This is a genomic window from Blastopirellula sediminis, from assembly GCF_020966755.1.
Lineage (GTDB): Bacteria > Planctomycetota > Planctomycetia > Pirellulales > Pirellulaceae > Blastopirellula > Blastopirellula sediminis.
In genome coordinates, this window is record NZ_JAJKFT010000010.1 from 194,379 (window position 1) to 207,109 (window position 12,731).

Annotated in this window: 11 protein-coding genes; 9 read left to right on the forward strand and 2 right to left on the reverse strand. The window is 58.6% G+C overall.

Annotation, left to right across the window (positions count from 1 at the left end):
* Window positions 1–136 precede the first annotated feature (136 nt).
* Together LOC68_RS12230 and LOC68_RS12235 are read right to left on the reverse strand one after the other, a co-directional pair.
* Window positions 137–2,380: a glutamine synthetase III family protein gene (locus tag LOC68_RS12230; RefSeq protein ID WP_230218908.1), complete on the reverse strand. Its 2,244-nt coding sequence runs from the start codon at window positions 2,378–2,380 to the stop codon at window positions 137–139.
* Between the two features lie 262 nt (window positions 2,381–2,642).
* Entirely contained in the window at window positions 2,643–3,497 is an 855-nt protein-coding gene (locus LOC68_RS12235) for a porin family protein (protein ID WP_230218910.1), read from the reverse strand.
* A gap of 256 nt (window positions 3,498–3,753) precedes the next feature.
* On the opposite strand from LOC68_RS12235, the gene LOC68_RS12240 reads away from it, so the two are divergent.
* The 9 genes from LOC68_RS12240 (at window position 3,754) to LOC68_RS12280 (ending at window position 12,692) form a co-directional block, all read left to right on the forward strand.
* Complete coding sequence (locus tag LOC68_RS12240; protein WP_230218912.1) at window positions 3,754–4,380, forward strand: ClpP family protease; 627 nt, start codon at window positions 3,754–3,756, stop codon at window positions 4,378–4,380.
* Window positions 4,381–4,439: 59 nt separating this feature from the next.
* Window positions 4,440–5,030 (forward strand): ATP-dependent Clp endopeptidase proteolytic subunit ClpP, encoded by a 591-nt coding sequence (clpP, locus tag LOC68_RS12245; RefSeq protein WP_230218914.1) that lies wholly within the window; start codon window positions 4,440–4,442, stop codon window positions 5,028–5,030.
* 52 nt (window positions 5,031–5,082) lie between these two features.
* Window positions 5,083–6,249: a tetratricopeptide repeat protein gene (locus tag LOC68_RS12250; RefSeq protein ID WP_230218916.1), complete on the forward strand. Its 1,167-nt coding sequence runs from the start codon at window positions 5,083–5,085 to the stop codon at window positions 6,247–6,249.
* Window positions 6,250–6,401: 152 nt separating this feature from the next.
* On the forward strand, window positions 6,402–7,280 hold the full coding sequence (locus LOC68_RS12255; RefSeq protein WP_230218918.1) for a serine/threonine-protein kinase: 879 nt from the start codon (window positions 6,402–6,404) through the stop codon (window positions 7,278–7,280).
* 121 nt (window positions 7,281–7,401) lie between these two features.
* A complete protein-coding gene (locus tag LOC68_RS12260) occupies window positions 7,402–7,596 on the forward strand; it encodes a small basic protein (protein ID WP_230218919.1) in 195 nt (64 codons plus the stop codon).
* Between the two features lie 135 nt (window positions 7,597–7,731).
* The gene (larA, locus tag LOC68_RS12265; protein WP_230218927.1) at window positions 7,732–9,003 is read left to right on the forward strand and encodes a nickel-dependent lactate racemase; all 1,272 of its coding nucleotides are present in this window, start codon (window positions 7,732–7,734) and stop codon (window positions 9,001–9,003) included.
* 99 nt (window positions 9,004–9,102) lie between these two features.
* Window positions 9,103–10,092 (forward strand): EF-P lysine aminoacylase EpmA, encoded by a 990-nt coding sequence (gene epmA / locus LOC68_RS12270; RefSeq protein ID WP_230218929.1) that lies wholly within the window; start codon window positions 9,103–9,105, stop codon window positions 10,090–10,092.
* Between the two features lie 211 nt (window positions 10,093–10,303).
* Window positions 10,304–11,155 (forward strand): hypothetical protein, encoded by an 852-nt coding sequence (locus LOC68_RS12275; RefSeq protein ID WP_230218930.1) that lies wholly within the window; start codon window positions 10,304–10,306, stop codon window positions 11,153–11,155.
* Between the two features lie 112 nt (window positions 11,156–11,267).
* The gene (locus tag LOC68_RS12280) at window positions 11,268–12,692 is read left to right on the forward strand and encodes a class II fumarate hydratase (protein WP_230218933.1); all 1,425 of its coding nucleotides are present in this window, start codon (window positions 11,268–11,270) and stop codon (window positions 12,690–12,692) included.
* The last annotated feature ends 39 nt before the right edge of the window (window positions 12,693–12,731 follow it).

A 12,731-nucleotide genomic window follows, 5' to 3' on the forward strand; every position in this document is an offset into this window, starting at 1 on the left:
AAATCGCTCTCCTACCGTGCTCGTCCGCGTTCTTCGCCGTGGCTTCCGTGTTCTATTCTTATCTACCGGCACAAAAAAACCGGCCGCTGGTTTCCCGGCGGCCGGCTTCTGGTTTATTTCAGGTAAGCGAGGTCGCTTACTTGATGAACAGCATTTCCTGGTAGGTCGGCAACGGCCACAGGTCGTCGGCGACGTAACCTTCCAGTTCGTCGGCGGCGGTGCGAACGTCGGTCATCAGCGGCAGAACGTCGAAGCAGAAGTACTTCGTTTCGGCCAGCAGATCGCCTTCCGGATGCGAGTTGAGCTTCGACTCCAACGCGTTGATGCTGTCCTGCAGCGACTTGACGAGCGTGGTCATCTTGTCGAGCGTGTTGGTGTCGAAGTCGTAACCAAGCATCTTCAGGTTCGCACAAGTCGAGGCCAATTCGTTCTGGTAGCGAACGGCGGCCGGGAAGATCATGGTGCGACCCATCTCGATCATCAGCGACGCTTCGACCTTGATGGTCTTAACGTACTGTTCGAGATAGATGTCGTAGCGGCTTTCGAGTTCACGTTCCGTCAGGACGTTGTACTTCTCGAACAGCTCTTTGACTTCGGATTTTTCGAGGAACGGCAGAGCGTCGGCGGTGGTCTTCAGGTTGAGCAGACCGCGCTTCTCGGCTTCCGCGTGCCATTCGTCCGAGTAGCCGTCGCCATTGAAGACGATCGAACCGTGCTCGGTGATGATCTCGGTCAGCAGCTTCTGCAGTTCCGAGTTCAGCTTCGACGGATCGCCGCCGGTCGCCTTTTCCAAGCGAGTGGCGCAGTAGTCGAGCGATTCGGCGACGATGGTGTTCATCGCGACCAACGGCCCGGCGATCGACATGCTGGAACCGACCGCACGGAATTCAAACCGGTTGCCGGTGAAGGCGAACGGGCTGGTGCGGTTGCGGTCGCCGGCGTCTTTCGGCAGCGGCGGCAAGGTGTCGACGCCGACGGTCAGCGTACCCTTCGGAATCGAGCTGCTGGCTCCGCCCTGTTTGATCTGTTCAAACACGTCGGTCAGCTGATCGCCGAGGAAGATCGAGATGATCGCCGGAGGAGCTTCGTTGGCGCCCAAGCGGTGATCGTTGCTGGCCGAAGCGACGACCGCACGCAGCAGACCCTGGAACTTGTGCACGGCGCGGATAACGGCGGCGCAGAACAGGAGGAACTGAGCGTTTTCGTGCGGGGTGTCGCCCGGATCGAGCAGGTTGCCCTGGCTCTTGCTGCCCATCGACCAGTTGACGTGCTTACCCGAACCGTTGACGCCGGCGAACGGCTTTTCGTGGGTCAGGCAGGTCATGCCGTACTTCTCGGCGACGCGACGCAGCGTCAGCATGATCAATTGCTGATGGTCGGTCGCAACGTTGGCGAATTCAAACAGCGGCGCGATTTCGTACTGCGACGGCGCGACTTCGTTGTGACGCGTCTTGATCGGCACGCCAAGCTTGAACAGTTCGCGTTCGACTTCGAGCATGAAGGCGAGGACGCGATCCGGAATGGCGCCGAAGTAGTGATCTTCAAACTCTTGGCCCTTCGGCGGCTTGGCGCCAAACAGGGTGCGACCCGAGGTGAGCAGGTCAGGGCGAGCGAAGAAGAAGTTGCGGTCGATCAGGAAGTATTCCTGTTCCGGACCAGCGGTCGACGAAACCAAGGCGCCGTCGGTGTGACCGAACAGGTTCAGGATGCGTTGGGCCTGGGTGTTCAGGGCCTGCATCGAGCGAAGAACCGGGGTCTTCTTGTCGAGCGCTTCGCCGGTCCATGAGACGAACGCGGTCGGAATGCAGAGCGTGGTCCCGTTCGGGTTTTCCAGGATGTAAGCCGGGCTGGTCACGTCCCAGATGGTGTAACCGCGAGCTTCAAACGTGGCGCGGATACCGCCGCTCGGGAAGCTGGAGCCGTCCGGTTCGCCCTGAATCAGCTGGCTGCCGCTGAATTCGGCGATCGCGCTGCCTTCGCCGTCCGGCGTCAGGAAGCTGTCGTGCTTTTCGGCCGTAGCGCCAGTCAGCGGATAGAAGACGTGAGCGTAGTGGGTGGCGCCCTTTTCGATCGCCCAATCCTTCAAGGCCGAAGCGACGATGTCCGCGATCGACGCATCGAGCTTCGATCCAGTTTCGATCGTCTTCAGAACCGACTTGAAAACCGGCTTCGGCAGGCGAGACTTCATTTCGGCTTTGCCGAAGACGTTGGCGCCGTAGAGCTGTTGGGTCGTCGTCTCGATGAAGTTCATCGGAGGGTTGGTGGGCTTGTAATTGGTAACCGCCGAAATCGCCGCCATGCGGGGCGAACCGCCAATGGTCAAGGAGTTGCCCGCAACTGCAAAGCTGCCGGTGCCTTTTTCTTTAGACGTGCTGCTCACTACAAATAGCCTTAAATTAGAGAGAGAGGGTTGGGGCTACGCGAAATCGAAAGAGGGCGCCCTGCATTCGTTTCGCCTGAAATTTGAACCGGCGATTCCCCGCTCGTCGAGCAGGGATTAGCCAATTTCTCATAAGTGGTCAAGAAAGAGCAAATTTTGCGCCAGAGCTAGCTGCTCTTTTTTTCCCGAGAATTGGACAAAGCGGCTCGCTGCAACGCCGAACTTGCGCGCAGGTAGTGCTTAGAAATGCCGCAGATGGCGCTCAGCGCGTGTAGCTCCAGTGGCTACCGCCGAATCGATATTCAACCCCGGTAGTAAACGAGAAATTGTGGGTGGTCGGGACGCTTCCCGAGCCTGTTGCGATGTTGTCCATCAGTTCGCAGCGAAAAGCGAGCCAAGGGCGAAAAAAATGTTTCAAACCGATCCCAATGGGGATCGAGAAGTTTGATTGATCCCGATTCACCCCGTTCACGTCATCGTAGCCGTAGTACGTAGCGCCGAGGCCGATCGTTGCATAGGGACGCCAGACCGAGTCTCCCCAAGGGTAGTAGAGGAGATTCGTATCGAACATCATCAGCTGCGCACTACCGTCGATCAGCGGATTTGCGTCGTAGCGCACCTTGCCGTCCCCATAGGCGAACCGGATTTCGGTCCCCCAGTAGTGGTCGAAATCGTAGCCGAGCCGAATCCCCTGCAGCAGCGTGCTGCGTAGCTGGATTTCGTTTCGCTCCAGATCGTTCGTTTCGACCACCCCAAATAAGTAGTCGAAGTGGTAAGGGCGATTTCGCCAGCTGGTGCCGTAGAGCGGTCGTCCGACTCCTTGATGTCTAGCGGGATCATCAGGATTGGAGTGATAGAAGCCGAATCGTTCGTAGATCGCTTGCCGTGGGACCTCGCCGTCATGCACCCAGGGGGGAACTGCACTGTCAGCCCCTTGCGGCATCGTTCGAAAACTGCCGAACTGCGAGAAGTCGTGCCCTTGAGGCTCGAACTTGGCCGCGTCGGTCGGAACCGGCGGGGCCGCCGAAACTTCTTCCTGAGCGCGCGAAGCGGCCGTAATTACGAAAGCTATCGTAATTGCCAGAGAAGCGACGGCGATCGGCAAGCTTCGGCGCATGGTCCTCGTTTCTTGATCCAAAGGGCGGGGGATTGTGATAATTTCGCCGACAGCCGTCAAGATGAAGTAGGTAGAACGGATAAGAAGAGACTGCCGATTACGCTGTCGTTGGCTGTGAAAATGCGCAAACTGTCAATGTATCTGGGGGCTTCCTACGGTTGTCTTGCGTCCCAACTTCGAGAAAATAAAGACAGAACCCCGGCGCTCGTGTCGAACGGCGGGGAGCGACCCGTCTCTAGAGAAGGATCTTTGCGCAATGAACACGCCGTTTTCGGATTTTCGCTCCCCATCGGCTATGGCCTACGCCGAAATGCAACGCCAGCGCCAGATGACGTTGGGCGACTTGCTGTTGGAAAACCGGATCGTCTTTCTGCAAGGCGAGATCTACGACGGCAACGCCAACGAACTGGTGATGAAGCTGTTGTATCTGCAAAGCGAAAACCGCCGGAAGCCGGTTCACTTTTACATCAACTCGCCGGGGGGCAGCGTCACTTCGACGATGGCCATCTACGACACGATGCAAGTGATCTCGTGCCCGGTTTCGACCTACTGCGTCGGTCTGGCCGCCTCGGGCGGGGCCGTCTTGTTGGCTGGCGGCGAAGCGGGCAAGCGGTTCATTCTGCCGCACGCCAAAGTCATGATTCACCAACCGCACGGCGGCGTCGGCGGCCAGGTCTCGGATATCGAAATCCAAGCGGACGAAATCCTGAAGACCCGCGATGTGCTGAATCAAGTTCTCGCTTCGCACTGCAAGCAGCCGGTTGAGAAGATTGCGAAGGATACCGATCGCGACTTTTACATGGACGCCGACGCCGCCAAGGCTTATGGCATCGTTGACGAGATTTTGACCAAGCCGCCGGGCGAAATTGCTGACGAAGAATAGCAAGTTATCGCATCCGCCTCGCGCTTTCATTCAGTCATCTTGAACGGAGTTTCCTTACGATGCCCTTGATTCCTTACGTCGTTGAAAAAAGCGGTCGCGAAGAGCGCGTCTACGACATTTATAGCCGGCTGCTGAAAGATCGCATCATCTTCCTGGGCACCCAGGTCAATGATGATATGGCGAACTGCATCGTGGCCCAAATGTTGTTCCTGCAGTCGGAAGATCCGGCGGCCGACATCCATCTGTACGTTAACTCGCCGGGCGGTAGCGTCAGCGCTGGTCTGGCGATTTACGACACCATGCAGTTCATCACCTGCGACGTCGCCACCTACTGCATTGGCCAAGCCGCGTCGATGGGCGCCGTGCTGCTGACCGCCGGAGCTCCTGGCAAACGTCACGCGCTGCCGAACGCTCGCGTCATGATTCATCAACCGCTCGCCGGGATGCAGGGTACCGCCGAAGAAATTTTGATCCACGCCACCGAGTTCAAGCGTATCAAGCAGAAGCTGAACGAAATCCTGATCAAGCACACCGGTCACACCATCGACCGGATCGAGAAAGATACCGATCGCGATCGATTCATGTCGGCGGAAGAAGCCCGCGACTACGGCCTGATCGATCACGTCATTGAAAAGATGCCGGGCAAATAAGCTCGGCTTCGAGCCTTGGAAAATGGCCAGTCCGGCCGACTTAGTTCAAGCCATGACGCAATTGCACGACACCGCGGCGACATTTTCGGGTCGCCGCGTGGCGTTTCTTGGCAAGTTGGCCGGCATGTCTCGCAAAGACGCCGCCGCACTTCTGTCGGCGGCTGGCGCCAAAGCGGTCGAACGTCCCACCGCCGACATCGACCTGCTGGTGATCGGCGAGAACGACCTGCCGATCTTCGGCGAGATCGACTTTCCCTCCAGCGCCATCCAGCAAGCGGCTGCGGACGGGCGGATCGAGATCATCCAAGAGACGACCCTGTGGGAACGCCTTGGCCTATTGGAAACGCAGCAGCGCATTCAACGTCTCTACACGCCGGCGATGTTGGCCGACTTGCTCAGCGTCTCGAAAGCGATCATCCGTCGTTGGCAGCGCCGCGGTTTGATTCGTCCGGTGCGTGAAGTTCGCAAGCTGCCGTACTACGACATCCGTGAAGTCGCCACCGCGCAAAAGCTCGCGCAGCTGCTCGCATCAGGAACCTCGGCCGACCATATCGAAAAGCAACTCGCATCGCTGCAAAGCTTGTCGAGCTGCGTCGATCGTCCGCTCGAACAACTTTCGATCATTGTCGAAGGGCGCAGCGTTCTGTTGCGGCAAGGCGAAGGTCTGGTCGAACCAGGCGGGCAAATGCGGATCGACTTTGAAAAGCTGGAGCCCGATTGGCTGCCGGAACTGACCGACTCGCCGCCGACCAAGCCGCGCCGCTCGCCTGCGGAACTGGTCGATCTGGCCGCCGAGTACGAAGACGCCGGGCAGTTCAACGCTGCGGTCGAAGCGCTCGAAGCGGCCGCGGCCAACCTGGAAGAATCGGCTGAACTCTATTTCCAACTGGCCGAGCTTTATTACCGTAGCGGCAAGGCCGACTTGGCGGTCGAACGGTACGCCGCGGCGATCGACCTAGAGCCGGACTTCGTCGAAGCCCGGAGCAACCTGGCCTGTACGCTGGTCGAGTTGGAGAAACTCGACGAAGCGGTCGCCCAGTTCCAGGCCGCCATTGCGATTTATCCCGATTATTTCGACGCGCAGTACCATCTGGCCCGGCTTTTGGACCAAATGGGACGCTCGGCCGAAGCGGTTCCCCACTGGGAAGCTTGCCGCTTTTTGGCGCCCGACGACGCCCTGCAGGACGAGGCGGCGGAGCGACTTGCCGGGCAGTCCTGAACCGTCAATCTTGCCCTTCGGCCATTCCCCACTTAAAGTGGTAAATGGAACAGAGATTTGGCGCACGGCGACCAAGCCAGCGGTCGTACACCCCGGGCGCTCTATACCTACGCGCCGCTCTAAGGCGTCGCCTCCGAGGATATTAGGCCCCAATGAAGCTATTGGACAAGTTGGCGGCGCTCTTCAAGTCGAATCGACTCGATATTCCCTCACGTTTTGAGCGAATTCGAGAGTCGATCACCGGCACGATGAGCGAATTCATGGTCGTGCGCGAACACTCGACAGGGCGCATCTACGGCCTGAAGATTCTCGACAAAGAAAAGCAGGAATTCTTCGATTCGCGGTTTGTCGGGCTCAAACGCCCCTGCGAAGGAGAAATTGCCTGCTCGATGAAGCACCCGAACGTCGCCGAGGCGTACGAGCATGGCCTGCTCACCACCGGTCAGCAGTACGTCCTGATGGAAATGGTCGATGGTCGCGGTCTCCAGGCGATGTGCAACGACCATGACCCGCACCTGGAAGGGGAACAACTCAATCTGCTGCGGCAGATGTCGGAAGCCCTGATTTACGTCCACGAGCGGGGCTTTATCCACCGCGACATCTGCAGCCGCAATTTCATCGTTTCCCGCGACGGGAAGCATGTGAAACTGATCGACTTCGGACTGACGTTGCCGGCCAAGCCAGAGTTCATGACGGCGGGCAACCGCACCGGAACCCCCAACTACATGTCGCCCGAGATCGTCCGCCGCCGCCCGACCGACCAGCGATCCGACATCTTCGCATTTGGCGTAACCGCTTACCGTTTATGCTGTTACGAGTTCCCCTGGCCCGCCCAAACCGGTACCGGCAAGGATGCTCTCCAGCACGATACGGTCCCCCCGACCGATATTACGAAAGTCCGCCCTTATATCGATCCCCGCCTGGCCGCGGCGATTCATGCCTGCATTAAGGTCAATCCGAAGGACCGTCCTCAGACAATGCGGGACTTTTTGACGATGATTGCCGGGATTAAGGAGATCGATACGCGGTAGTAACCGCGGCGATTGGCCCTTGCCCCCGGGGCGAAAATCAATAAACTGAGGAGTTTCCACGCGACCAATTTACGGCTCTAGAAGATGATTCGGGCCGTTTCCCAATACCGGAGATAGAACCGTGACCATCGACAAAAGCCTGAAAGTGAAGCGCGGCGGGATTTCGACTCGCAGCGTTTTGACCCGCGTCGAACGCCTCGAAAAGATGCGTGCCGACGGGAAATTCAATCCCGAAACCGATTCGCCGATCGGCATTCCGAAGACGCGCGTCGTCAAAATCTCGATGAAGAAAAAGAAGAAGACGAAGGACGAGTAGTCGTCGCTTCTGCGTCACACGCACAAACAAGAAGAGCCTGGGCCTGTTGGCCTGGGCTTTTTTTGTGCGCCTAGCGAAATGTGGTAGATTTCAATCGCTCCCATTCTTCCACTCCGTCCCAGGAAATAGCCCCGCATGAAGGTCAAGTTGGAATACGGTCGCGTCGGCCTGGAAGCCAATATCCCCGACAACGGCAATGTGCGCACTCTAGCTTACAAAGATGCGCCGCCGCTGGCTGATCCTCATGCAGCGCTCTTAGAAGTTCTGGCCCGTCCCAACGGAGCGCCGCCGCTGTTCGAGCTAGCGCAAGGGAAGAAAGACGCTTGCATCGTGATCTGCGACATCACGCGACCCGTTCCGAACGAGATGATCCTGCGGCCGGCGCTGGAACTGCTGGAAGCGGCCGGCATCGCTCGCGACAAGATCACCATTCTGAACGCGACCGGTCTTCATCGTCCCAACCATGGTCAAGAACTAGTCGAGATGGTCGGCCAGTACATTGTCGATCACTATCGGATTGAAAACCACGACGGCGAGAACCGGGAAGAGCATGTTCACCTGGGAACGAGCCCCAACGGCGTACCGATCTGGATCGATCGCCGCTACGTCGAAGCCGATCTGAAAATCACCGTCGGTCTGATCGAGCCTCACTTCATGGCCGGCTTCTCTGGCGGCCGCAAGTTGATCTGCCCCGGCATCGCCCACATCGACACGATCCGCGCCTGGCACTCGCCTCGCTTTTTGGAACATGAAAACGCGACGATGGGCTGCCTGGTCGACAACCCGGTTCACATTGAGAATACGTCGATCGCCAAAACGGCTGGCTGCGACTTCATCATCAACGTGGTGATCGACGCCCATCGTCACCCGCTGAAGTTCGTCGCTGGCGACATGATCGCCGCGTTTGAAGAAGGGGTCGAGTTCGTCCGGAGCGTCGTCGTCGACACTCTCGACAAACCGGCCGACATCGTCGTCACCAGCAGCGCCGGCTATCCGCTCGACACCACCTTCTACCAATCGGTCAAAGCGATGGTCGCCGCCGCCAAGGTTGTGAAAAAAGGAGGCACAATCATCGTCGCCGCCAGTCTGACCGAAGGAATCGGAAGTCCGCCGTTTACTTCCCTCTTCAGCAAGTACGACAACCTCAACGCGTTCATGACGGCGATCCTCGATCCCGATTGCTTCACGATGGATCAGTGGCAACTGGAAGAACTAGCCAAAGCGGCCCGCCAGGCGAAGATTGTTATGGTATCAGACGGGATTCCGGCCGAACGTCTGAGCGAACTGTTCGTCGAACCGGCTGTGAGCGTCGAAGCGGCGATCGAGAGCGCACTGGCCGAACATGGGAATGACGCATCGATCGCGGTGATTCCTAAAGGGCCTTATGTGCTCGCGCAGTTGGCGTGATGTGTGCCACTGCTGGCTTGTCCAGCAGTGCGAACCTTCCACTAATCTTCCACTGCTGGACAAGCCAGCAGTGCCACCCAATTTTTCACTTGTCCATCGATGACAAACGATGCAGCCGCCGCTTGGCGCCCGACCTGTTCGCTGGAGATGCTCCGTGCACGCAGCGAACTATTGCAGCAAATCCGGCAGTTCTTTCTGTCGCGCGATTTTCTGGAAGTCGAGACGCCGCTTCTCTCGCACGACAGCGTGATCGATCGTCACTTGGATCCGCTCAGCGTGACGCTGTTCGGCGATCCCCGCACGCCGGACGTCGGCAAACAAGCGTGGCTGCAAACTTCGCCAGAATTCGGCATGAAGCGACTGTTGGCGGCAGGCGCCGAGAAGATCTTTCAGCTCTGCAAAGCGTTTCGCGGCGGAGAAGTGGGCCAGCGGCATAACGTCGAGTTCACGATGCTCGAGTGGTATCGCGTCGGCGACGACTATGCGGCCGGTCGAAAACTGTTGGCCGACCTGGCGAGCGAGATCCTCGGCAGCGACATCGAGATGCTCACCTATGCCGAAGCGTTTGATCGCTATGCCAAGATTGATCCACATCGCGCTAGCGGCGGCGAACTTTTGGAGGCGGCCCGCAAGCGACAAATTACAATGCCCGAGTCTTACGACGACTCCGACCGCGATCTGCTGTTGGAATTGCTGCTGACAGAACTGGTTGAGCCGCATCTAGGCGAAAGCGTTCCGACAATCCTTTACGACTATCCCGCGTCGCAAGCCGCTTTAGCGCAAGTCTCTGGCGGAGTTCCGCCGGTCGCCGAGCGTTTTGAGCTTTATGTGCGCGGCATTGAGCTGGCGAACGGCTATCATGAATTGCTCGATCCGCAGCTCCTCCGCTCGCGAAATCAGGCGAACAACCGCGCCCGCGGCGAGGATGGCAAATACCTGTTGCCGGAAGAGAGTCGGCTACTGAAAGCGATGGAGCATGGCTTGCCGGCCTGTAGTGGAACGGCGCTAGGGGTCGATCGACTGCTGATGGTGAAGACCGGCGCTGCGGCGCTCGCGGACGTGTTGACCTTTCCGATCGATCGGGCGTAGGGGTTTCGAAGTTCGAGAAGAATGGAACACGACGGGTGGCACTGCTGGCTTGTCCAGCAATGGGAGATTGGTACCCGGTTCCCGCTGCTGGACAAGCCAGCAGTGCCACCCCAACCAATGCCTCATTTTCTTCGACCGTGTTTATCCGTGTTCTTCATCGTGGCTTCCGTGTTCCATTTCTTCGCGGCAAAAGGCAAAGGGGGCAATCGTCATGAAAAGAATTCCGATCGTCTCGCGCGAGTACAAGGTGATGCTCGAGTCGAACAAATTCGGCGATCTGGATGACGCGGTCACCGACTTTTGGGTCGACCTTTGCTTTTTCGCCCATGGCAATTCGCGTGACGCGACGAAGTCGGCGCCTCTTCGATTGCAGGAAGAACGCGAGATCGTCTTCCTCGATTCTCCCGACCACGAACTACGCAAACATCATGGCTACGTCTTCCGCCGCCGCCAGACGTGCGGCAGTAAAAAGGCGGAGTACACGTTGAAACTACGCGGAGTCGATCGCTATGTCGCGGCCGGCGCTAACGTCGGCGCGGCGGAGAAAGTTGCGGAAAAGCAAAAGTTTGAAGAAGATCTCATTCTTCTTTCCAACAGCGCCAGCAAAACGCTGGTGCAGCATAGTCGCTTTTCGCACAGCGGCGCTGCGACCACCGGCAGTCGGCGCAAGACGCCGACCAACGTCTCCGAAGCGGCCCAACTTTTTCCCGGACTGAAGGGCCTTCCCTGGAGCGAGAAGAAACGGAAGCGGATCCCCCTTTGCGTCGTCAACGACCTCCATCCGCATGAACGGGTCTACGGAGGCGCCGAGTTCGTTTTTGGCGAGAAAAAAGGGGAGCGTGTCAAAGCGGAAGTCGCGGTGATCCTGTGGACGGCCGGAAAAGGGGGGAAGACGATCGCCGCCGAGTTCTCGTTCCGCTACCAGGATAAACGAGAGAACTATCCGCCCGTGGGAGCCGAAATGGCGAAAGATTTTTTTGAAGCGCTGGTGCAACTTTCGGCTTGGGTCCGGCCGACGGCGCCGACCAAAACGGCGATCGTGTACGGGGGCGACGGCGCCTGATGACGGGCCGGTTTTCCCCTTCGGTCGCCGGCGGTAAGATGACGGAGAGCAGGCCGAGTTTCTCCGTCGCCCGGCGCCAATTCCCCCAAGTTTCTTCTGGAAAACTGCAGCCATGTCCGAATTTCGCATCGAAAAAGACTCGATGGGTGACGTTCAAGTCCCCGCCAACGCTTACTACGGCGCCCAGACGCAACGGGCGGTCGAGAACTTTCCGATCTCGGGCTGGAATTTGCCCCCGGCGCTGATCCACGCGATGGGGTGGGTCAAACATGCATGTGCCGTCGCCAATCGTGATCTCGGCAAGCTGACCGGCACCGGCAAGAATCCGCTGAGCGATGAGCAGGTCGAAGCGCTGTTAAACGCCGCCATTGAAGTTCGCGAAGGGAAGTTCGACGGCGAGTTTCCGATCGACGTCTTCCAGACCGGCTCCGGCACGTCGAGCAACATGAACGTCAACGAAGTAATCAGCAACCGCGCGATCGAGATGCTCGGCGGCGATCGATTTGATCAGAAGAAGCCGGTTCACCCCAACGACCACGTCAACATGGGGCAGAGCACCAACGACACCTTTCCGACGGCGATCCACGTCGCGGTCGCGATGCAGATCGAAAACAATCTGTTGCCGGCGCTTGAACGACTGCACGAGTCGCTCGCCAAGAAGGCGATGGAGTGGGACAAGATCATCAAGATCGGCCGCACCCACTTGATGGACGCCACGCCGCTTCGTCTCGGCCAAGAGTTCGGCGGCTTCGCGCGTCAGATCGAACTGTCGATCGAACGGGCTCGCGTCGCCCAAGACGCCGTGCTGGAACTTCCGGTCGGCGGCACCGCGGTCGGCACTGGGATTAACACCCATCCAGAATTCTCGAAGCGCGTCGCGGCCGAGCTCGCCTCCGGCACCGGCATCCCGTTCATCGAAGCGATCAATCACTTTGAAGCGAACGCCCAGCGCGACGGCCTGGTCCAGTGCCATGGCATCCTGAAGACGATCGCCAACACGCTGTTCAACGTCTCGAATAACATCCGCTGGCTCGGCAGCGGCCCGCGTTGCGGTTTCTTTGAAGTGGTGCTCCCCGATCGTCAGCCGGGGAGCTCGATCATGCCGGGCAAGGTGAACCCGGTGATGTGCGAAAGCATGATGCAGGTCTGCGCTCGCGTGATCGGCAATGACGCTACGATCACCATGAGCGGCGCCACCGGCGGCAACTTCCAGCTGAACATCATGATGCCGGTGATGGGACAGACGACCCTCGAGAGCATCCACTTGCTCGCCAGCAGCTGCAACGCCTTTGTCGAATTCTGCAGCGACGGCCTGGAAGCGAACGAAGAAGCGTGCAACGCGTCGGTCGAACAAAGCTTGTCGATGTGCACCAGCTTGAACCCGCTGATCGGCTATGACAAAGCGGCGAAGATGGCGAAGGACGCCTTCAAGACCGGCAAGACGATTCGTGAACTGGCGAAAGAGCAGGGGGAAATCGCCGAGCCGGACCTGAACAAGGCGCTCGATCCGTGGCGAATGACCTTCCCACACGAATAATCGTTACCCCCATCGATTTGCCGAACCAAACGTCCCGAC

What these genes read in the sequence shown, in the direction of transcription:
- LOC68_RS12235 (WP_230218910.1), bottom strand. Translation starts at nt 3,497, where the DNA reads ATGCGCCGAAGCTTGCCGATCGCCGTCGCTTCTCTGGCAATTACGATA.
- LOC68_RS12240 (WP_230218912.1), top strand. Translation starts at nt 3,754, where the DNA reads ATGAACACGCCGTTTTCGGATTTTCGCTCCCCATCGGCTATGGCCTAC.
- clpP (WP_230218914.1), top strand. Translation starts at nt 4,440, where the DNA reads ATGCCCTTGATTCCTTACGTCGTTGAAAAAAGCGGTCGCGAAGAGCGC.
- LOC68_RS12250 (WP_230218916.1), top strand. Translation starts at nt 5,083, where the DNA reads ATGACGCAATTGCACGACACCGCGGCGACATTTTCGGGTCGCCGCGTG.
- LOC68_RS12255 (WP_230218918.1), top strand. Translation starts at nt 6,402, where the DNA reads ATGAAGCTATTGGACAAGTTGGCGGCGCTCTTCAAGTCGAATCGACTC.
- larA (WP_230218927.1), top strand. Translation starts at nt 7,732, where the DNA reads ATGAAGGTCAAGTTGGAATACGGTCGCGTCGGCCTGGAAGCCAATATC.
- epmA (WP_230218929.1), top strand. Translation starts at nt 9,103, where the DNA reads ATGACAAACGATGCAGCCGCCGCTTGGCGCCCGACCTGTTCGCTGGAG.
- LOC68_RS12275 (WP_230218930.1), top strand. Translation starts at nt 10,304, where the DNA reads ATGAAAAGAATTCCGATCGTCTCGCGCGAGTACAAGGTGATGCTCGAG.
- LOC68_RS12280 (WP_230218933.1), top strand. Translation starts at nt 11,268, where the DNA reads ATGTCCGAATTTCGCATCGAAAAAGACTCGATGGGTGACGTTCAAGTC.